Here is a 21,378-nt window from a genome sequence, read left to right as displayed (position 1 = left end):
AGCTTCCCAAATCCGGAAAGCTGTTTTACAAAATAAAAAAAGGGTTGATTATTTAAGACGAACCATTTTATGGGTAGCAGCCAAACCATCTGTTTGCAGAATTCGGATAACATACATTCCAGGGTTCAAATTTTTCACATCTATAACATCTGACGGCGTTGCACCAGAAGTATAAACACTAGCTCCGTTAAGATCGAAAATAGTAATGCTTTTTACCTGAGCCCAGTCTGTTGCTTTCAGGTGCAGCTGATCACTTACCGGATTTGGATAAATTGAAGTTTCGAAACCAAATTCAAAATTCAAACTATTGATTCTGCTGTAAGCAAAAGTACCATCACGATCTACCATTTTCAGACGATAAAGATTCTCACCTGTTTTCGGTTGTTTGTCTGTATAGTTATAAGTATGGCTGATCTTACTTTCTCCCGCAGCCTCAACTTTGCCAATACCGTACCACGATTTTCCATTCGTACTGCGTTGAACCTCAAAATAGTCGCTGTTTGTTTCTTCGCTTGTAATCCAGTTTATTACAGCTTTCTGTTCGATTTTCTGGGTTTCAAAAGAAATCAACGTAACCGGAAGCGGGGTATTCGTTGTTATACTGTAAGTCGCCGGTGCGCTTTTCACACCTGCTGCATCGGTCAGCGCATACGTAAATCCGAAAGGATCGCCATTCGTTCCTGAACCAGATTGTCCGTAAATCACAATTTTGGTAACATCAAAATCCGGAATAATTGTGCCCGCCGTAAGCTCAACCGGGCCAGATCCAAAATTGTAATATACCCTGGTATTCGCATTGACCGACTCTATCACAAAAGTTTTAGCATTGTTGCAGCTTCCAGCCTTTGCACAGTCCTCTGCATCACTTCCTGACAAAGAGCCCTTATTCGGGTAACCGCCGTCCAGTGAAGTTGCAGCCACAGCCATAAAACCTGAGATCGCAGGATAACCATTCGGATTAGAAGTAAATGCAGAACTTGGCGCTACGTAGGTCTTAGGGTCAGCAACCGGAGGCTGTTCAATCCCGAAATTAATATCTGTTGTATTCCCAGTTACCGTGATCCGGATTTTACCATCCGTTACAGCATCAATCCCGGTACCCGTAATTTCCCCAGCCTGTTCGCCTGTATTCATCCAGCCCGTCGGTAACTGCGCCGCTGGCGCATCCTGGCCTACTACACCGGGTGTAGTGCTTAAAATGACATCAAAAGTATAACCAATAATATTATTGAATGAATACTTACCATCAGCGTCAACAGGAACAGAGGCTACAACTTTCCCGTCCATACCAACCAATATTGCGTTTAATACGCCTGAAACATTAGTTCCAGTTCCTGCTTCCGTGTGATTGACCAAATTGTTTTTCAAACCGTCGGCATCATGAAATACGTTTCCGCTCAATGAAAAACATCCAAAAGTCAGCGTCGTTGCGGAAGAAGACGATTGAAGCGCCCAACCCCACGAATTGATCACCCTAACATTTCCAAAGTCATCACACTGAAATCCATTGTCGTCATTACCGCCCACAGACGGCGCTGGTAAAGTCAGCTTTAAATTTCCGTCACCATTCCATGCATGTGTCGGCGAAAGTGAACCCAAAAGTGTACGGTTCAAACCTGCGCCGGTGTAATTGTTCTGCGCGTTATTTGTGTTACAATTACCTGTTCCAACATTTTTCAAAGCACTGTCGTCCCAGTACAGCTTGTTATTTGGAAGACTAATCGGTGCGATGGTTTCAATATTAAAACCGTTTGCATTAATTTCTGCATCGTAAATAGGGATGTTAAAACGGCCACGCTGATAAACCGCGCTGATCGACATCGCGGTACCGGATTTTACAATATTTCCCAAGCCATCTTTACCATCCCAGGCAATTGTGTTATCTCCTGCTTTTGCATTCGGAACTTCGATAATCCTGTCCGTAGTACCTTCGTCGAACCCTGCTTTTCCGTTAACGTCAAGCAATAAACGTGCGTCTCCTGCTGCCGGCATAACAAAATGCAAGGCAAAACCGCCACCGCAACCAGTCACCGGCACAGAAGCGAATTGCGCCGATGATGTGATTGGCGTCACCGGATACAATGAGCGCTCCGGGCTGTTAAGAAATAGTTTGTAACCTCCTACCAGGGCAGGCGAATCTGCCGAATTAATTGATTTACGATCTTCAAGCCAGTTTCCATTGTTTGAAACACCATAATCATTCAAAGCGATATCATAAGCAATAGGCTTGAAGCCATATTCAAATGTAACTTTCAAAATCGTTTCATCCGTGGAGTAAGAATAAATTGTTGGAGAAGCCGAGGCGTTAGCGTCTGGGCCAAAATTTGAATTTACTGCTACAAAACCCCATTTTTTACAGAAAACCCTTCCCGGCTTCTTTTCTCCATTAGATGTTGCAACCGTAAGATCGAAATATGGCGATTTACTTCTCGAATCATTATTTTCTGCCGCTGCAACCTGCGTTTTTCCTTTATCAGCACTTCGATAAATTTCAATGTAATGTTCTCCAGTAACCGTTGGAACGAAAACTTTTGCATCATAACCATTCGTCATGTTGCCCAGGTTTGGCCCGTTCACGGCACGAGTATAGGAGGAAATGTAGCCGTCTCCTGAGTTAGGTAATTGAATGGGTCCGGCTGCAAGCGTACCATTTGGCGTGTAAATCCGGATGTACATATCCGTTCCAACTGCTGTTGAAGAACCATATTCCTGCCAGTTAAAACCGTAGTAGAATTTTTCGTTAGTGGAAGCTATGTTGAATTTTATACGGTTATCATCAGGCGAACCTTTGTAAGAACCAGTATTTCGATCAGGCATTAAAACCAGTGCAGAAATACTGCCTGACCTTGGAGAGATTTCTTTCGTTCCCTCGGCAAGGGTCCGGGATTCAGTTGTTACAAGTAATGCGAAAAGTAAGAAAAGAACAATCGATGTGGATAATTTATACATATATTATTTTTGTGTGAGAGGCGGTATACAACCACCATTTTTAATTCCACAAAGGTCATTCTTCTGCTCGTTCTCACTGGTAGAATACAAATTTTGTTTTCCTAGTATTATTTATAAAATTTTATAAATAAAATAATCTGAAATCGAAACGAACTGCTACCATACGTGTAGAAAATCTCGCATTTATTGCTTTGATTCAAGTTTTTTCAAGAAAAATATCATGTCTTAATCGAATTACGCTTAAACGAATAAAAAGTTTGAATGTTTGAATATTTATATGTATCAACATCATAAACGAACTTATTACGACATCTTTCATCTCTTAACTTTTCCTTTTTGTCGAAACCTGGGAAGATTTTTTTTACACGAAATCATTAAATTTGATGTACATATAGTTATATTACACAGTCTGGATCGTCATCCATCCGGATCAGACTGATGAAATTACTATCTCTACTATTTCTCCTTTTTACAGTCAGCACAACAACCTCTGCACAGCTCGCAAGTAAGGTGATGAAGTTGAAAAATGGCTCTGACATTACTAAAAATGTCCCGGTGAGGGATCGGTATCTGTACGATGAGTTTTATGAAGGGAAAGTGCATTTCAGAAATGGAACAATTTCCATAGCTTCTCTGAATTACAGCCTTTTTCATGGAGAAATTCAGTTCATCACACCCCAAAAAGACACACTACTGCTCAGAGACAATGATTACGTAAAAAAAATCAGTATTAATTCCGATATTTTTTACTTCGATCGCAGCCACGGACATGTGCAGGCAATCAGAGATTTTGAAAAGGTAAAACTGGGAAAACAACAAAGGCTCCTGGTCATGGGTCATGAAAAATATGCCGGCTATAGCGAATATTCAGAAACTTCGGCCATTTCAAGTTATTCCCATTTTTCAAACAGTAATGGAGAGATGCAGAAGTTAGAGACAAATGACAAACTGCTGCTGCGAAAAAAGTCCATCTATTACTTGATTGATCAAAACCTCAGATTTTCGTCTGCGAACCGGGTTAATTTTATAAAAATATTTCCAGGCCATCGGACTAAAATATCATCTTTCATAAAAGACAACAACACCGATTTTTTGAAAGAAAATGATATCGTGAAGCTTCTGGAATATTGCCAATCCTTATAATGACAAAACAAACATCTCTCTGAAATTATTTTTATATCAAGTATTTATATCAAAAAATCGCTTTTGATTGTGACTCTAAAACGATTTTTCGATACAAATAAAATGACGAAATTTATACTTCTTTTTCTCGCCCTTACTATTACTCAGGAATTATCTGCACAGGCACTTAAACAGCTCTTTTTCAGGAAACAAATGATCGCATCGGAAAGCGCCGAATCTGCCGGAGTTTTTGATGTGAATGGAGACAAAGTACCTGATATCGTTTCGGGAAGTTATTGGTATGAAGGCCCGTTATATCAAAAAAGACATTTAATTGGTCAGATCAAACGCGTCAGCGAATACTTTGATGATTTTTCTACGGTTCCGTATGATGTGAACGGCGATGGGAAAATGGATTATATCACCGGCGGATGGTTTAATAAAAAGCTCCTTTGGCGCGAAAATCCGGGAACCAACGGCGAGTGGACCGAACATGAATTATTTGAAACCGGAAATATTGAAACGACCCGCGCCTGGGATATCGATGGCGACGGTTTTGAAGAAATTGTGCCCAATACACCTAAATTACCTTTGGTTTATTATACCATGGTCCGGGATCAAAACAAGAAGGCAACCGGAAAATTTACAGCCACCAAAGTAGCGGATACGCACGGTCATGGTCTGGGATTTGGCGATATTAACGGCGACGGCCGAGGTGATTTCATTGTTGCTGACGGCTGGCTGGAAGCTCCCGAAGACCGTAAAACCAAGCCATGGACACTTCACTCCGATTTCAAATTGGGTGACGCAAGTGTTCCCATTATCGTGACTGACGTTAATAAAGATGGTTTAAATGATATTATCGTCGGACAAGGACATACGTATGGGCTGGACTGGTATGAACAAAAACGAAATGGAAAATCGATCAGTTTTGTCAAACATGCTATCGATCCTTTTCAGTCGCAATACCATACAATGGCTTGGGTTGATATTGATAATGACGGAGAAAATGAGTTGATAACCGGCAAACGTTTCAGGGCGCATAACGGGAATGATCCGGGAGAATTTGATCCGGTGGGATTATATTATTTTAAATGGAATGGCGAATCTTTCACCAAGAACTTTATCAGTTACGGCCTTTATGGCGAGGGAAAGGGAGCAGGAATTTATTTCTCAGTCGCCGACCTCCGGAATAACGGAAGGAAAGATATCATTGTAGCTGGCAAAGACGGCCTTGCTATTTTCTTCAACGAAGGGAAATAACGTTTTTCAATAAAAAATACAAAGCTTCTGTGAACAAGTTTTACGGAAGCTTTTTTTTTTACAAAAAAAAATTACTGGCAGTATTATCCACTCTCCATTAACAAATTCTGACAGGAATTTAAGATATTGTAAATACATTCCTTTTACGCCGCACTTTAAGGGATAAGTCAAATTTTTGATTTAATAATACCATCACTCCTGTAGCGTATCCTATGTTGAACACTACTACGACTGAAAAAGAGCGGAGAAATTTTTTAAAAAATCTGGGTGCAGGCTCGCTGGCAGCATTGGCGTTTCCGTCCTTCGCCTATACGAAACCAGATGAAATCCAGAAGCTTACGTCTCATTCTGCCCCTGATGAAAAATATTGGGAGCAGGTTAAAAAGCAATTTGCCGTTCCTTCCAATCTGATTATGCTTAATGCGGCGAATCTCTGTCCGGCACCTGCGCCGGTTAATTTGAAAGTATCTGAAAGTCTGACCGGATTGTCAAAAGATGTTTCATTTCAATATCGCAAACAATTTACCGAGGACAGAAAACTGGCGATATCAGCTTTGGCGCAGTTTACCGGAGTTAGTCCGGACGAAATTGGAATCACCCGAAATACATCTGAAAGCAATAATATTATTGTCAACGGCTTTGATTTAAAACCGGGCGACGAGATCATTCTCTGGGACCAAAACCATCCTTCCAACGGTTTGGCCTGGGAGCAACGTGCGAAACGATATGGTTTTTCAGTAGTAAAAGTCAGTGTTCCGGGCAATCCGCAATCCGTTGCTGATCTTGTCAAACCATTCATCGATGCGATCACGCCCAAGACAAAACTGATTGGCTTTTCACATATCTCAAACACCAGCGGCATCGCCCTTCCAGCAAATCTGATCTGCGAAATGGCGCGAAATAAAAATGTTCTTACCCTTGTAGACGGAGCTCAATCCTTCGGTGCAGTCGATCTTGACCTGAAAGCAATGGCCTGCGATTTTTATACAGGCAGCACGCATAAATGGTTTATGGGCCCGCTGGAAAACGGAATTTTGTATGTCAAAAAAGAAAATATGGCAAAATTGTGGCCTAACATAGTCAGCGTAGGTTGGAAGGATGATACCTTGTCTGTTGATGAAAAATATTGTGCGTTAGGCCAGCGCAATGATGCAACACTTGCCGGAATTTCGGATACCGTAAAATTTCACCAAACCATAGGTAAAAAACAGATTCAGGCAAGAATTTTCAGCTTGAACAACTATCTGAAAGACCAGATTAAATCTAATATTCCATCTATTACGTTCATAACACCAATATCCGACGAATTCAGTGCGGGCATTACGAACATTAATCTGCCCGGAAAGAAACCTTCGGAAGTCGCGCAGAAATTATATGAGCTTCATGGCATCGCGACGGCGCCAACCGGAGGAATCCGCATTGCCCCACATATTTATAACACAATGAGTGATATCGACAAATTGGTCAAAGCGCTGGGAAGTCTGTCGGCGTAAATGACTAATTGAAATAGCACATCGGACACTTCAGGCATAGCATTTTTAAGACATGGCGAAATCATCAACAATTTAATCTAAATAAATTAAATATGGTAACGTCACAAAAATATGCTTTGATCACAGGAGCTACGAGCGGAATAGGATTTGAACTGGCAAAATTGTTTGCGAAAGATCAATATAATTTAGTCATCGTGGGCAGAAATGAAGCAGAGTTATCGGCGGCAGCAAGTCAGTTGGCAACGGATTCGGTTGATGTGATCACAATAGTTCGTGATCTCTTTAACCGGGATGAAGCTTTTTCCTTGTATGACGAGGTGAAAAGACGCGACATTAATATTGAAGTGCTCGTAAATAATGCCGGACAGGGTGTTTATGGCGAATTCAAAGATACGGACATCAATCGTGAGCTGAATATTATTGATCTGAATATCGCTGCGTTAACGATTCTTACGAAGTCATTTCTGCAAGATATGCTGCTGCGCAATTCAGGAAAAATCTTAAATCTGGCGTCAATTGCGAGCAAAGTACCGGGCCCGTGGCAGGCGGTGTATCACGGAACAAAAGCGTATGTGCTTTCATTTTCTGAGGCTATAAGAGAAGAGCTCAAAGATTACGAAAATATTACGGTAACAGCGCTTTTACCAGGTGCAACCGACACTGACTTTTTCAACAAAGCTGACATGAATGCCAGTAAAGCAGTTCAGGATAAAGATGCATTATCAGATCCGGCTGATGTGGCAAGAGACGGTTATGACGCACTGATGGCTGGAAAAGATCAGGTAATTTCAGGATTTAAGAATAAGGTTCAGATGGCGATGACAGCGATTACGCCTGACGCTACGGTGGCCCATTTGATGAATGAACAACAAAAACCGGTAGGTCACGATTAAAAAGAACCAAATTTTCCAGATAACATAAACAAAAAAATCTCCGCCATTTATTGACGGAGATTTTTTTCTGATATTAAAATTTAGACTTCATTAAATTTCACAGCGGCGTCATCCGTCAGAGAGGCAAGCCAGCTTTTCGATAACTTGGTCTCGCTCTCAAAGCCTCTTTTCACTTCATGATCATTTCCACTTTTTGGAAGAAAACGATTTGCGAGTTGCATAATGGAGGTCATGCCGCCAGGGATAACTCCTTGCAGGGCAACAACGACCTTTGCAGTTTGAGTAAGAATAACCTCATTTGCTCCATTTTCCAATGCCTGGATAATTTCCTTCGCTGCATCATCTGCGTTCTGAGAAAGTATAGGCAAGGAATCCGCCAGCTTAAACCATTCATATTCAGCACCATGATCGCCCTTTACCGAAACATTTCGAGGACTTCCGGTGCGCATCAGATTTGGAATAACGGTAGTAACATGAATATTATCCTTCTTCAATTCTGCTCCTAAACCTTCCGAGAGACCTACCATCGCAAATTTACTCACGCTGTACGGGAGCATATGCGGTACCGCGATTTTCCCTCCTATGGAACAGATATTGACAATCCTTCCCTCCCCTTGTTGCAGGAATTGTGGCAAGGCCGCTTTAATCGTGTACAATGCCGACCAAAGATTGCTGTCCATCACTTTCTTATACTCCTCCACATCCATCACATCTTCCGCGCCGACCATCATCATTCCGGCATTGTTAATGACAACATCCAGCTGACCAAACCGATTAAGTATTCTCTGGATGACTCGGTTAACATCGTCCTGAATCGTCACGTCGGCTTCGAGTGCGAGAACATCCGCTCCTCTTCTTAGCAAATCCTCCTTGGCGTCTTCCAGTTGATCTTCATTTCTTGCACAAATCACAATCCTCGCACCTTTGGCCGCTAGTTCCCGGGCCATCGCCAGTCCAAGCCCCCGGGAGCCACCGGTAATCAGAACAACTTTTCCCCGCAGTTCATACTTCGTCATTTCGTTGTAAACAGCTTTCGCCAAAGCGAATAACCCCACACCTAACGCGGCGAACATTGCCGTTTTTTTGGATATTAATGGCATTGTATTTCCTGCATTTTCCATGATTTGTATTTTTATGAAAATCTAGCTTTAATTATTAAACCATCAATGGAATACCATTTACAAATGCTTATTTGGCTTATCCTTTGTCACCCCATTTTTTGTTGTATCAACATCGTGCAACATTCTCGTTGAGTCACTGTTTAGATTAGACTGATTTGACGGGTAGCCCGGAACATCATTTTGATTATCTCCATCAACACCGAGCGCTCTGTTACTTTCCGCTCCAGAACTATCATTGGGCGTTGTTTGAGAATCTGATCCGCTGTCTGAGTCCGAAGTTTTCTCCTGAGCGCAAGAACCGCATACCAACATTGCTGCAACTGCCAAAAGTCCTATGCTGTTTTTTATAGTTTTCATATCGAATTAAAGTTTGTTTGCAGCGCCGCTAAAAGAATTGTTCCTGAATAATTATTTTGAATTGGATTTTCGCTCCTAAAAAGCCGATAATTATTGATGGTACACTTTTATTGTGTTAAAAAACATAAAATAATTAAGCTGTCTTGAGAAAAACTGAACAAGAGCCAAACCACTTTACATTCGCAACGGGCTTTCAGATTGACTAATATTTTTTTATTTTATTAAAACAAATCCTGCACCAATTAAATAAATCTACAAATGAATGAAATACCTCTAACTGTCAAACGCTCGATCGAATTACTTGGCCTTTTTTTACTCGGAACTATCCTCGTGATCGGCAGCGATATTATCATGCCGGTGATTATGGCATTCTTCATTAGCCTGGTACTTCTCCCGGTTTTTCGTTTTTTGAAGAGGAATAAATTCCCTGAGGCGCTGGCAATCGTCCTACCTATATTAATGCTCGTTATTTTTCTGGCAGGAATCGTCTGGTTTTTTTCCGCACAGGTCAGTAACCTGGTTGAAGATTTTCCACGAATTAAAAACAATGTCAGTATTCATTTAAAATCACTTAGCGACTGGGTATCGAGCATTAGCCATTACTCTGCCAAGGAGCAGTTAGATTTTATCAATAAATACACCAATGAGGTAGTAAGTTTTGCAGGAAAAAAGATGAGTGGTGTTGCTGTGACATTGAGCTCGTTATTTGTCTTTGTCGGTCTGCTGCCTATTTATATCTACCTGATCCTTTTTTATAAAGACATTCTTCTGCGATTCATTTTTATGTGGTTCAACGAAAGCAATCATCCAAAAGTGAAAGAGGCCATTTATGAAACAGAAACGATCATTAAAAGTTACCTGATAGGTTTACTGATTCAGGTGACTTACATGACAATTCTTTTAGGCGGAATTCTGATGGTTATAGGTATCAAACACGCGTTACTTATTGGCGTAATTTTCTCATTTTTAAATCTGATTCCTTACATCGGCGCGCTGATTGGCAATGTGATCGGAGTTTTACTTACGCTTACATCCTCAACCGAACTGTGGCCAATTGTCACCGTTTTGTGTGTAATTGCCGGAGTTCAGTTCCTGGATAACAACATCCTCATGCCACGTATTGTAGGTTCGAAAGTGAAAATAAATGCGCTGTTTTCAATTCTCGGTGTTGTCATTGGCGGTAGCATCGCGGGCGTTTCGGGAATGTTTTTGTCTATGCCCATCATCGCAGTGCTCAAAGTTATTTTTGATCGGACGGAAATCTTTAAACAATGGGGCGTTTTACTCGGTGACGAAAGGCCAGCTAAAAACCCAATGGTATTTTCCACTTTTCGCAGAAAAGCCGCGATAGAAACGAAGCCGGGAGTAGAAGGAAAATGACAGTAAATGCCAACTGGATTTTCTACGACAATGAGAATCCCGTTGACATTTGAGCCAATTTGAAAAATGATCTGTTTATACCATTTTGGGGTTATGAGGCTTTAAACATATTAGCAGTAAAGTTTATTGCCAATATGTTTCATCCAAAACCGATTTTGTTTGTTAAATTGAAGAGATACACAAACAATCACTCCTATGAAAATCCTTTTTACACAAGAAAATGACAAGTCCAGGCTTTTGTCAAGGCGCACTTTTATGTCCGCTGCGGCGACTGGAACAGCTCTGACCGCATTATCAATTTTACCCTTAACCGGTATGGCAGAGACCAAAACTTCACAAAACAACTCGTCGGCAGACGAAAAAAAAATGATTCTTGGCATGGTCGTTTTTGAAGGATTCCAGTTGCTTGATACGTTCGGGCCGCTGGAAATGTTTGGCGCACTGAAAGATAAAGTGACGATTTACATGATCGGAGAAAAAGCCGGGAATATCAAAAGCAGCGCAGGACCGGCTGTGGCCGTGGATTACACTTTTGATAATGCGCCAAAACTGGATATTGTGATGATACCGGGAGGAATGGGCACGCGCCGGGAGGTTAACAATGCTCCATTTCTTGCCTCATTCAAATCAATGGCTGAGGCTACACCACACGTCGCCTCCATTTGCACAGGTTCCGCAGTGCTTGCGAAAACAGGGTTGATCGATGGACTAAAAGCCACGACAAATAAGAGATCATACAAGTGGGCAACAAGTCAGGGAGAAAAAGTAAAGTGGGTTGCCCAGGCGCGCTGGGTTGAGGATGGAAAATATTTTACATCTTCCGGAATTTCTGCCGGAACAGATATGGCGCTCGCATTGATTGATAAATTATTCGGAAGAGAAACGGCAATGAAAGTGGCTAATGGTGCTGAATATGAATGGAATACTGATCCGCACCACGATCCGTTCGCAAAATTGAATGGGTTGGTAGATTAATTAGACGAGAGAAATTTGATATAATTTTCGGTTTTTCATTATTGCAATTCTCTCCGACAACTATTTCACTAAATTTGTTTGCTAAATATTTAATTTATAGATATTAGCAAACAAATTTAATAAAAAAGAATATTCAAAATCCTGAACAGCCTCTAACCTATTCAGACCGAAGACTTTTTACAGGATCCATCAAAGCCGCCTTTACCGACTGAAAAGAAACGGTAAACAGAGCGACGGCAATGGAGAGAATACCTGCAACGGAAAGCATCCACCATGAAATCTCGATCCGGTACTCAAACTCCTGCAACCATTTGTTCATACCATACCAGGCAACCGGCATCGCGACAACGATGGCGATGCATACCAGTTTTATAAAATCTTTGGACAGAAGCATCACAATACCAGAAACAGACGCGCCCAAAACCTTGCGTACCCCTATTTCTCTTGTGCGTTGCTCGGCCGTAAAAGTGGCCAGCCCGAATAATCCAAGACAGGCGACTAAGATCGTTAACCCAGCAAATACGCCTAGAATTTGTCCGGTCTTTTGTTCTGCTTTATAAGTGTTATTAAACCTCTCATCAAGAAAAGTATATTCAAAAGGATTTTCCGGCTTGAAGCCATCCCAGGTTATTTTCATTTTCGAGAGCACCTCCTTCACATCCTTCGTTTTGAGTTTAACAATCATTGTACCCGCTCCTCCGCTGAGTGTCATAACCAGTGGTGTAATACGCTCGCGAAGTGACTGGAAATGAAAATCTTTCACGACTCCGATAACTCGAAAAGTTGAAACCGTCCCTTGGTTGTTAGCCCTGCTGATAGAATGATCCAGTGCATTATTCTTCCAACCTAACATGTTGGCAGCAGTTTCATTGATGATCACGCCCGAAGAATCATTCCCAAAATCTTTCGAGAAATTACGTCCATAGGCCATTTCCATATCCAGTGTTGGAATGTAATTGTAATCAACTTCATAACGCAGCGTTTTTACCAGCGTGGTATTATTTCCGTCAGGGAAAACCATGTAGTTGTTATTGTTAGACGGACCGGCTGGAAGAAAGCCGGAAGCGCTCACGCTGACCACATTTGGGTCACGTAAAAGCTCATTATGAAAAGCCTCCTGATTTTTCCCCAGCGACCAGGTATCCAAAACCAATACCTGATCTTTGTTGTAACCAAGTTTTTTATTCTGGATGTATTTGAGCTGCTGATAAACCACTGTCGTGCCGATCATCAAAGTGATGGAAATAAAAAACTGCACGACCACCAGGCTGCTTCGCAAGCTGATACTTTTTTTATCAAAGTTGAATCTGCCTTTCAGAACAGAAATTGGTTTGAAGGACGAGAGAAAAAATGCCGGATAACTGCCTGCCAAAAGTCCGATGGCCAAGCCAAAAAGCAAAAGGTAAGGAATAAGCTGCGGTAACGCTTTAAGCTGTAATGACAAATCTTTGCCTGACAAATCATTGAAAAGCGGCAGTGCTAGTAAACCGAAAATGATCGCCAATACCAGAGAAATAGAAGTCAGTAAAACCGATTCAAGCAAAAACTGTAAAACCAGTTCCTTTTTTTCTGAGCCCATTACTTTTCTCACACCCACTTCTCTTGCCCTTTTAGAAGAGCCGGCTGTTGATAAATTCATAAAATTGATGCAAGCAATGATGAGCATAATGACTGCAACTGCTCCAAAAATATAGACGTATTTGATATCACCGCTGTTACTCAAATCATAAACCGCGTCGCCATACAAATGGATATCAGTCAAAGGCTGAAGATAAAGCCCTATGTCATTGCCCGACTTGCGAAATTCTGTCAAGGAAATCCCCATCGCCTTTTTTAGCTGTGGGCCCATGTATTTTTCGACGGTCTGCGGCAACTTAACTTCCAGATTTTTATAGTCATATCCCTTCTGCAAAAGAAGATAAGTAAAAAATTCTGATACCATCCACGAATCAGATCGAGATTCTTCCAATCCGCTAAGTGCACCAAAAAGCTCATACCGGAAGTGTGAATTAACCGGAACGTCCTGAATTACCCCCGTTACCTTGTAGGGAATATCTGATCCCTTGAAGTTCAAAACCTTGCCAATCGGATCCTGGTTTCCAAAATATTTAGCAGCCGTGTTTTCTGTGATTACAATCGTATTTGGTTCTGTTAACGCATTTTTTTCGTTTCCTTTTGTAAAGGGTAAAGTAAAAACTTTAAAAAAGTTAGCATCTACAAAAGCCATATTTTCATCGGAATACTGCTTGTCTCCAATCAGCACTTTCGGGCGGCCAGCCTGCCGAAGACGCGTGGCTTCTATTACCTCGGGATAATCAGCTTTTAAAACTCCCGCGGTCGGTGGCATGACATGCGACTCGTTTATCTTGCCACCGTTCATTGTTCCCTTGAAAACGACGCGGACAATCTGATCCGCCTTTTCATTGAAACGGTCATAGCTTAATTCATCGAGTACATACAAACTGATCAGCATACACGAAGCCAGCCCGATAGCCAGTCCGACGATATTAATGGCAGAAAAAATTCGGTTACGTAAAAGATTTCGCCAGGCGATTTTAAGGTAGTTCCTGATCATTGCAAGTAATTTTGAATTCGACTAAAATTTTGTTTCATGGCTAACAGATTGTATGTTAAGTAACAATATAATTCCGGTACATTGCATAACATAGTTCCTTGTATAAAACATTCATACCAATATCTTCAATCTGTTCTGAAACGCAGTATTGAGGGTTTAGTTAAAATAAAAATGTCCGAAAGTGAACAGTATAATCCGAAAACGGTCAATTTCTTTATAGGAGTTTTGTACCAATTTCCAATTTCTAACCTCCATAAATCTGTATCAATTAGGTAATCGAAATAGATCTAAAAACAACATCAAACCTCATTTTGAACACAAACAACTACATTTTGGACACAAGCCAATTTTATTAACTGATCACCTTTGTACTTCACAATCAAATTAAAAATGATGAAGTACAAAATATTAGGAAATACAGGATTGAAAGTATCAACGCTGTGTTTGGGAACAATGAATTATGGTGGAAAAGGGTTCTTTGGCTACATGGGCAATCTGGATCAAAATACAGTTGATGAACAAATTAAAACGGTAACTGAAGCAGGAGTAAATTTCATTGACACGGCAAACATTTATTCCGAAGGACTTTCCGAAGTAATGATCGGGCAAGCAATCAAAAATCTTTCTATCAACAGGGACGACTTGGTTTTGGCTACCAAAGTGAGAGGCACTATGGGTAAAGGACAAAATGATTTGGGGCTTTCAAAAAAACATATCATTCAACAAGTTGAAGGCAGTTTGAAAAGGCTTGGTACAGACTATATCGACCTCTACCAAATTCACACAGCCGACCCATTAACTCCCATTGAAGAAACCATCAAAACATTGGACGATTTAGTAAGAAGCGGGAAAATCAGGTATTTTGGTGCAAGCAATATTTCTGCCTGGCAATTGATGAAGGGACTAGCTTATTCGCAATACAACCATTTAGACAGATTTGCCTCTTTACAAGTCAATTACTCATTGGACGTAAGAGACGCAGAACGTGAAATTGTACCAATGCTGCAAGACCAAAAAGTAGGAATGATGGTTTGGAGTCCGCTAAGTGGTGGGTTGCTTACAGGCAAGTATAAGAGAGATGGCCAAAAGGGAGAAGGCAGATTAAATGCTTTTCCGTTTCCACCTTTTCACGAAGAAAGAGCTTATGATGTTTTAGATGTACTTACACCAATGGCAGAACAAAAGCAAGTTTCTATTGCTCAGCTAGCTTTGGCCTGGTTATTACATCAGCCGGTGGTAAGCAGTCTTATTATTGGTGCTACCAAAATACAGCAGCTTCAAGACAACTTAAAATCTGTTGATATTGCATTTACAACAGAGGAATTAAATCAGTTGAATGAAGTAAGCAAACTCCCGGTTGAATATCCTGGAAATGTTTTAGAAATAATGACGATGGACAGAAGTGCAGGAGTTGATTTTCAAAATGCTTAATTTCAAAAATAATAAGCAGGTAGTAAATCACAGCTGCCTGCTTATTTTCAGCTTATGAAAAACATGGATCAAAACATAAAAAAGATAGATTCCATAAAAGAGCTACATGCTTTTATGGGGTTACCAAGTCCATTAAACCCGATAATAACGCTTATTGACCATTCCCAAATTAAGAATAATGGTCAACCTACCCATCAAAAATTACTTTTAGATTTTTACAATATATCAATCAAAAGAAGTTTTAAAGGGAAATTAAAATATGGTAAAAACCATTATGATTTTGATGATGGTACAATGTCATTTATAGCCCCGAATCAAATAATTAGCGTCGATAGTGATGAAGATAGAAACAATGATGGTTGGTCATTATTGTTTCACCCCGATTTAATCAGGCAATATCCATTAGGAAAAGCAATTAAAAACTATGGATATTTTTCTTACGAAGTAAACGAAGCATTACATCTTTCAGACGAAGAAGAAAAAACAGTTGAAGCAATTGTTCATAATATAGAAAAAGAAATAAACGCCAGATTAGATCATTTCAGTCAGGATGTAATCGTCTCCAACCTTGAATTGCTTTTAAGTTATTGCAATCGTTTTTACAGCAGGCAATTCATTACGAGAAAAATGGCAACCAACGATTTACTTACAAACTTTGAAAAAAAATTAGCCGAATATTTTACTGACGATTCAGATTTACCAGTACCAACAGTAGAAAAATTAGCGACTGAACTCTATGTTTCATCAGCGTATTTAAGCGATATGTTGCGTAGTTTGACAGGGCAAAATACCCAGCAACACATACACAATAAATTGATTGAAAGGGCAAAAGAAATTTTAACGAATACTAATCTGACGGTAAGTGAAATCGCTTACCAGTTGGGTTTTGAGTATTCACAATCTTTTAGCAAACTATTCAAAAGTAAAACCAATCTGACACCGATTGAGTACAGAAATTCATTTAATTAAATTCTGGATATGATGAAATCAATAGTATTATCAGTTCTGATTTGCACATTTTTTCTATCGTTTAGCAGATATGAAAGTTCAAACGCTAATGAAGATATAAAACAAATCATTATTAAAAAGTATGAGAAAATGCGTACAACGATAAAAAATGGCGATCCTGGTTTCGTGCTGGAAATGCACGCAAAAGATGCTGTCTTATTTCTGCAAAACGGAAAAGAAGTGGTTGGAATTAATGCATTGAAACCATTTTACGAAAAAGTTGCATCAACGGGCATTGACCTAAAAAGTACACCAACAACGGTTGAGTTGTTAGCTGAAAATGTTGCAATGGAAGTCGGCATTTTCACTTCGACATCAAAAACTGGTACTCAAAACTCCGCAAAGTATATTAACATTTGGAAAAAAATTGACGGTGATTGGAAAATATACAAAGCAATAGACCAGGCTAAATTGTAGTGAGCAAAAACCACTATCGCTGACAGGGCTGTTGCACTTCAAATTTATATTTTAAAATGCAGCCGAGTAAAAGTCGGATTAGTTTCATCTTTGTTGTCTAAACTTCAAACAAACTATTATGAAATTATCTGGTAATAAAATTTTAATAACCGGCGGGGCGAGTGGAATCGGTTTGGGACTTACGGAGCGATTTCTCCTTGAAAATAATACGGTTATTATCTGCGGTAGACGTGAGTCCGTCTTACAGGAAGTAGCTCAAAAATATCCTTCCGTCATCACAAAAGTTTGCGACTTATCGGAAGAATCTGAACGGCAGGAATTGTTTGACTGGATCTCGGAAAATCATAGTGATTTGAATGTGCTGATTAACAACGCAGGTATCCAGCAGTGGATGTCTGTTTCAGACACGGACTTTTTTGAAAAGGCAAAAAGCGAGATTGATACCAATATCCAGGCACCGCTTCACCTGACTTCTTTGTTTATCAAGCTTTATTCGCTGGATACGATCATTAACGTAACGTCCGGCCTCGCCTTTGTTCCGCTTACAAAAGTGCCCGTTTATTCAGCTACAAAAGCCTTTTTCCATTCTTTCACTTTATCACTCCGACAAGAGCTAAAGGGAAAAAATATTGAGGTGATCGAAATGATTCCGCCAGCTTTAAATACGGATTTGGGAGGAAAAGGATTACACGACACTGCGCCTCCGGTGAGTGATTTTATAAATGCAGTTTTTCAGCAATTGAAAGAGGAAAAAAATGAACTGACCTTTGGATTCAGCGAACAAATGGCCAACGCCGGTTCGCAAGATTTAAAGAATGTATTTGCAAGAATGAATTCAAATTAATTCCTTTCAAAAAAAGAGAAATGCTTGCCTGGCTCTAAAAAGCCGTGACAAGCATTTCTCTTTTCACTATACCAAATAATCAAACCGGTAGTTATTAATTGGTTTGATAAAATTTAACTGTTCCATCTCCTTCATTTGAAGAAACAAGTAAAGCTTTTCCATTTGGACTTTTATCCGCGGCAATGAACAAAATTCCTTCTGGCGCGTCTCCGGTTTTGATGATCTGAAGAAACTTTGGTGCCATAGGATTACTTACGTCATATACGGCGATGGCATCAACACGTTCAAGTGCTACAAATGCAACCGGTTTATTATTCATCCAGCCAACAGTAACACCTTCTGGCTCTACACCTTTATCGTCTGAGCGATCATCGTCATATATATTTGCCTTGATCACTTCCTCTTCCAAACCTTTTCCTGATTCGTAAACCGACTGACCAGTTGCTGCATTATAGATACTGAAACCGCGGCTGCCGAATCCGTACAAAACGTCATAGTCACCATCTTTGTCCGTATCACCCAAAGTGCTGGTCACACGAAGACGACCAATATTTTCGGGTAATTTAAGCGAAGTGGCATTAGGAAATGCAGTTGCGTCTAGTTTCAGAGAGCTTACACGCGCCTGCTCATCAAAAGATGAATATTCACGGGCATCACCTTCGTTGGCAGTAATCAAATATCCGGCTCCGTTTACAGAAAAATATGAGATCGCATCTGGCAGAAAAAATGATTTTACAGGCCACTGTCCCAGAGCAACTTTGTTATCGCGGTCGCTTGGATCAATCGCATTCGCCGCCAGGCTATAATCCTTTGTTCCAAGCGGATTTATTTTCAGAATCACGCCACTTTCCAAATCAACTTCTGCAATTCCGTTATTTTCCTGCAAGGTCACAAACGCCTTTTTAGAATTTTCTGAAATGGCAACATATTCTGGTTCAATATCCTGAGCGAAAGTTGCTTTTGGACCGTAGATACGAAAGCCACTTGCGGCCAACTGCGTAAGAGAACTTTCGAATCCACCGAAAGTGAGTGTTTTAACGCTATAATTATCCTGTACGTTGATGATTGAAACAGAGCCTTCCGGATCAACCGTATAGTCAGCATTAGGCTCACCCTCATTGGCAGTCACGATATACTTTCCATCAGGGCTAAACGTAACCATATCAGGTAAAGCACCAACTGTAACTTGTTTGATTTGGGCAAGGCTGATTGTATTAATGACGATAACACTTCCATTTTGCTGTTTGTTAGTCGCTTCAAGCGCAATGGCTAGTTTTCCGTCCGAAACCGCAACGCTATTTGCAACGCCGCCAAGGGCAGAAACGTTGATAGACGGTAATTTTTTAATGGTTGGAAACGAAGAAAGATCAAGCACGTCCACAATTGCGGTCGCTTCGTTGTTGACTGTAAAAAGTTTCTTCGTTGTCGGATCGTATGCCGAGATTTCAGAGGCAGCCGTCCCACCCAGATCAATCTGAGCTACCTCACCAAAAGATGCAGGATTTTCAGAACCGGGCTGTTCAATAGAGTGATCTGTGCATCCTATGGCCATTAATACCAAGAGCGAGCACGCTGGGATTGTAGTTTTTTGAAACATAATGTTGTGAGTAGTTAATCTGCAAAACTACATCGCGAACAACTTGATCCTGTTGATTTATAAAAGCTTAACAATTTTTTAACGTAGATGTAATTCTCTTCATATCAGTTAATCGAACCAGTTTATGATTAAATAATTTGTATGGAAAAATACGAGAAAAGCCAGCACCGGCAGCTTTTTTAACCCCGATAGCACGTCTGTGGAGAATATCGGATTCAATTTTTATGCCTAATTTTCAATGATAAACTCGTTAAACTAATTAACGCCTCTGATCGATCGACGTAAATTCCTCATATTCGATAGGTTTAAATTGGAATAAAGAGTCATTAAAGGATATGCTTCCTCGTGAATAAACATGAAAACCCATGTAGGTTCCCGCGATGCCAGTACCCAATTTTAATTTTTCACCGACTTTTAAGAAAGCAATAGGTGCAACTAATCTGGCGTTGCCTCGCGATAGATAGCTATATTTCCCTAACAATGTATCGCCCATTATATTTCCTACGATTGTACCATCATCAATTGTTCTGTCCTTGTATTTAATTTGATAGTTGCCGTAAAAGCCCCGTTCTGATATTATCAGTTTCAGTGAGGCGGTATCTTGCTTATCCAGGGAAATCGTTTTGTAATACTTTGTATCATAATTCGGTCCGCAGCTGGTAAACACTAAAAAGAGAAGCAAATAAATCGTTTTAATTAAATCAAACATGGTGTTACCGGGAAGGCGAATGGAACATAATAGTAAATTAGTTACCTATAAATCTGTCATTTAAGTATTTTCGATAATTCGATTCCATATATTTTTTCGAAAATTTTACTAAAATAAGAAGGTGTATTAAACCCCGCCAAGGCAGATATCTCTGAAACTGTTCGATATTTGCCTGTTCTGATAGCCTCTAAGGCAACTTGTAAACTTATAATTCTTACGAGCCGGCTAGGCGTAATCCCTACTGTTCTGTTAACGCGCCTGAATAATGCCCGCTCACTGACACCCAGTTCATTACAAATCAGATTAAGGCTGAGGTCAACTTTTCCAATGTATGTTCTGACAATGTTTTCAAATTCCTGCAACCAGATCAGATCCGCGGGAGAAGGTTCACTGGCCAATAACATGCCGGAGAAATTATCCTTGGCAGTTACCTCCTTTTGTATTATCGCCTGATCGTCATTTATAATTTCCTTTCTCTCAACCGATAAGCCCAAACTGTCAGAAATTCGCCTGAATTCGTTTAACTTTTTATGGTAGGTTATATTTTTAGCGATTGCAAATACCACCTGATCTCTTTCAATCGGCATAGAGGTCCACGAAAGCCATACCACTTCGTTATTTTTCGTCAAATATCTATTTTCAAAGTTGAGAAGCGGGTTATTTCTTTTGATGCTTTCTCTCTTGTCCTGGGTAATAGTCCGATCGTCCGGATGCACAAAGGAGTTTATTGGCCTTGACATTAATTCTTCATTGGTATACCCCAAAGTTTTGGAAACCGCGGGGTTTATTTTTTTGAAATAACCATCATAACCAGCAACGCATAACAAATCCGGCGATAATTCATAAAAATATTCAAGGTCGAAGGTTGTATCCGACAAATTAAGATCCATATAATTTCTAGTGAAGGGTTAGATAACCAAAGTTACCTTAAGAAACTCTATTTCGAAATTTTCGCATGACAACTTTGAGCCATATCACAAATTCAGCCATGAAAGTTGGCAGGTTTGTTAAGTAAACTGGCAGGTTTGTTCATTTTAAATGCATCACTTTTGTGAATTAATAACCGAAAGTAAATTAAATATCTGGTCAGTATTATCAAGGGTTAGATATCACCATAATACAACAATTCAGTCCTTAAACATGCATTAAAAAGGATAATCTGAAATATGAGTGATCTGAAAAAATTTAACGTTTAAACGGAATGGCTGAGAAGCCATCATTTAAATAAACTTATTATCCCCCCT

The 21,378-nt window shown here is 40.1% G+C and carries 17 protein-coding genes; 10 read left to right on the top strand and 7 right to left on the bottom strand.

Annotation, left to right across the window (positions count from 1 at the left end; all coding sequences use genetic code 11):
* Positions 1–48: 48 nt before the first annotated feature.
* Positions 49–2,949: a T9SS type A sorting domain-containing protein gene (locus L0657_RS06205; RefSeq protein ID WP_235149549.1), complete on the bottom strand. Its 2,901-nt coding sequence runs from the start codon at positions 2,947–2,949 to the stop codon at positions 49–51.
* 438 nt (positions 2,950–3,387) lie between these two features.
* On the opposite strand from L0657_RS06205, the gene L0657_RS06200 reads away from it, so the two are divergent.
* From L0657_RS06200 to L0657_RS06185, 4 genes are all read left to right on the top strand, one after another.
* Entirely contained in the window at positions 3,388–4,092 is a 705-nt protein-coding gene (locus L0657_RS06200) for a hypothetical protein (protein WP_235149548.1), read from the top strand.
* Between the two features lie 102 nt (positions 4,093–4,194).
* Positions 4,195–5,334 carry a VCBS repeat-containing protein gene (locus tag L0657_RS06195; RefSeq protein WP_235149547.1) on the top strand — a complete coding sequence of 380 codons (1,140 nt, stop codon included), beginning with the start codon at positions 4,195–4,197 and terminating at the stop codon, positions 5,332–5,334.
* Between the two features lie 212 nt (positions 5,335–5,546).
* Positions 5,547–6,827, top strand: coding sequence for an aminotransferase class V-fold PLP-dependent enzyme (locus L0657_RS06190; RefSeq protein WP_235149546.1), 1,281 nt, complete (start codon positions 5,547–5,549; stop codon positions 6,825–6,827).
* A gap of 92 nt (positions 6,828–6,919) precedes the next feature.
* Positions 6,920–7,720 carry an SDR family oxidoreductase gene (locus tag L0657_RS06185; RefSeq protein ID WP_235149545.1) on the top strand — a complete coding sequence of 267 codons (801 nt, stop codon included), beginning with the start codon at positions 6,920–6,922 and terminating at the stop codon, positions 7,718–7,720.
* Positions 7,721–7,800: 80 nt separating this feature from the next.
* On the opposite strand, the gene L0657_RS06180 is transcribed toward L0657_RS06185, so the two are convergent.
* Together L0657_RS06180 and L0657_RS06175 are read right to left on the bottom strand one after the other, a co-directional pair.
* Positions 7,801–8,841 carry an SDR family oxidoreductase gene (locus tag L0657_RS06180; protein ID WP_235149544.1) on the bottom strand — a complete coding sequence of 347 codons (1,041 nt, stop codon included), beginning with the start codon at positions 8,839–8,841 and terminating at the stop codon, positions 7,801–7,803.
* A 57-nt stretch (positions 8,842–8,898) separates the two neighbouring features.
* Entirely contained in the window at positions 8,899–9,198 is a 300-nt protein-coding gene (locus L0657_RS06175; protein ID WP_235149543.1) for a hypothetical protein, read from the bottom strand.
* Between the two features lie 258 nt (positions 9,199–9,456).
* Between L0657_RS06175 and L0657_RS06170 the strand changes: the two genes are divergently transcribed.
* Positions 9,457–10,578, top strand: a complete 1,122-nt coding sequence (locus L0657_RS06170; protein WP_235149542.1) for an AI-2E family transporter — start codon at positions 9,457–9,459, stop codon at positions 10,576–10,578.
* 195 nt (positions 10,579–10,773) lie between these two features.
* On the top strand, positions 10,774–11,553 hold the full coding sequence (locus L0657_RS06165) for a DJ-1/PfpI family protein (protein WP_235149541.1): 780 nt from the start codon (positions 10,774–10,776) through the stop codon (positions 11,551–11,553).
* 157 nt (positions 11,554–11,710) lie between these two features.
* Here L0657_RS06165 and L0657_RS06160 read toward each other — a convergent pair whose 3' ends face one another.
* Positions 11,711–14,128, bottom strand: a complete 2,418-nt coding sequence (locus L0657_RS06160; protein ID WP_235149540.1) for an ABC transporter permease — start codon at positions 14,126–14,128, stop codon at positions 11,711–11,713.
* 390 nt (positions 14,129–14,518) lie between these two features.
* Here L0657_RS06160 and L0657_RS06155 point away from each other — a divergent pair, with 390 nt between their 5' ends.
* The 4 genes from L0657_RS06155 (at position 14,519) to L0657_RS06140 (ending at position 17,828) form a co-directional block, all read left to right on the top strand.
* Positions 14,519–15,559 (top strand): aldo/keto reductase, encoded by a 1,041-nt coding sequence (locus L0657_RS06155; protein ID WP_310588262.1) that lies wholly within the window; start codon positions 14,519–14,521, stop codon positions 15,557–15,559.
* 63 nt (positions 15,560–15,622) lie between these two features.
* Positions 15,623–16,528 carry an AraC family transcriptional regulator gene (locus L0657_RS06150; RefSeq protein WP_235149539.1) on the top strand — a complete coding sequence of 302 codons (906 nt, stop codon included), beginning with the start codon at positions 15,623–15,625 and terminating at the stop codon, positions 16,526–16,528.
* 9 nt (positions 16,529–16,537) lie between these two features.
* The gene (locus tag L0657_RS06145) at positions 16,538–16,984 is read left to right on the top strand and encodes a nuclear transport factor 2 family protein (RefSeq protein WP_235149538.1); all 447 of its coding nucleotides are present in this window, start codon (positions 16,538–16,540) and stop codon (positions 16,982–16,984) included.
* Between the two features lie 118 nt (positions 16,985–17,102).
* A complete protein-coding gene (locus L0657_RS06140) occupies positions 17,103–17,828 on the top strand; it encodes an SDR family oxidoreductase (protein WP_235149537.1) in 726 nt (241 codons plus the stop codon).
* A gap of 94 nt (positions 17,829–17,922) precedes the next feature.
* On the opposite strand, the gene L0657_RS06135 is transcribed toward L0657_RS06140, so the two are convergent.
* The 3 genes from L0657_RS06135 to L0657_RS06125 form a co-directional block, all read right to left on the bottom strand.
* Positions 17,923–19,425 (bottom strand): choice-of-anchor I family protein, encoded by a 1,503-nt coding sequence (locus L0657_RS06135; RefSeq protein WP_235149536.1) that lies wholly within the window; start codon positions 19,423–19,425, stop codon positions 17,923–17,925.
* A 259-nt stretch (positions 19,426–19,684) separates the two neighbouring features.
* A complete protein-coding gene (locus L0657_RS06130) occupies positions 19,685–20,134 on the bottom strand; it encodes a hypothetical protein (RefSeq protein WP_235149535.1) in 450 nt (149 codons plus the stop codon).
* A gap of 56 nt (positions 20,135–20,190) precedes the next feature.
* A complete protein-coding gene (locus L0657_RS06125; RefSeq protein WP_235149534.1) occupies positions 20,191–21,024 on the bottom strand; it encodes a PAS domain S-box protein in 834 nt (277 codons plus the stop codon).
* Positions 21,025–21,378: the final 354 nt, after the last annotated feature.

The organism is Dyadobacter sp. CY345 (assembly GCF_021502725.1).
Taxonomy (GTDB): Bacteria; Bacteroidota; Bacteroidia; order Cytophagales; family Spirosomataceae; genus Dyadobacter.
This window is presented reverse-complemented; position numbering and strand designations above follow the sequence as displayed.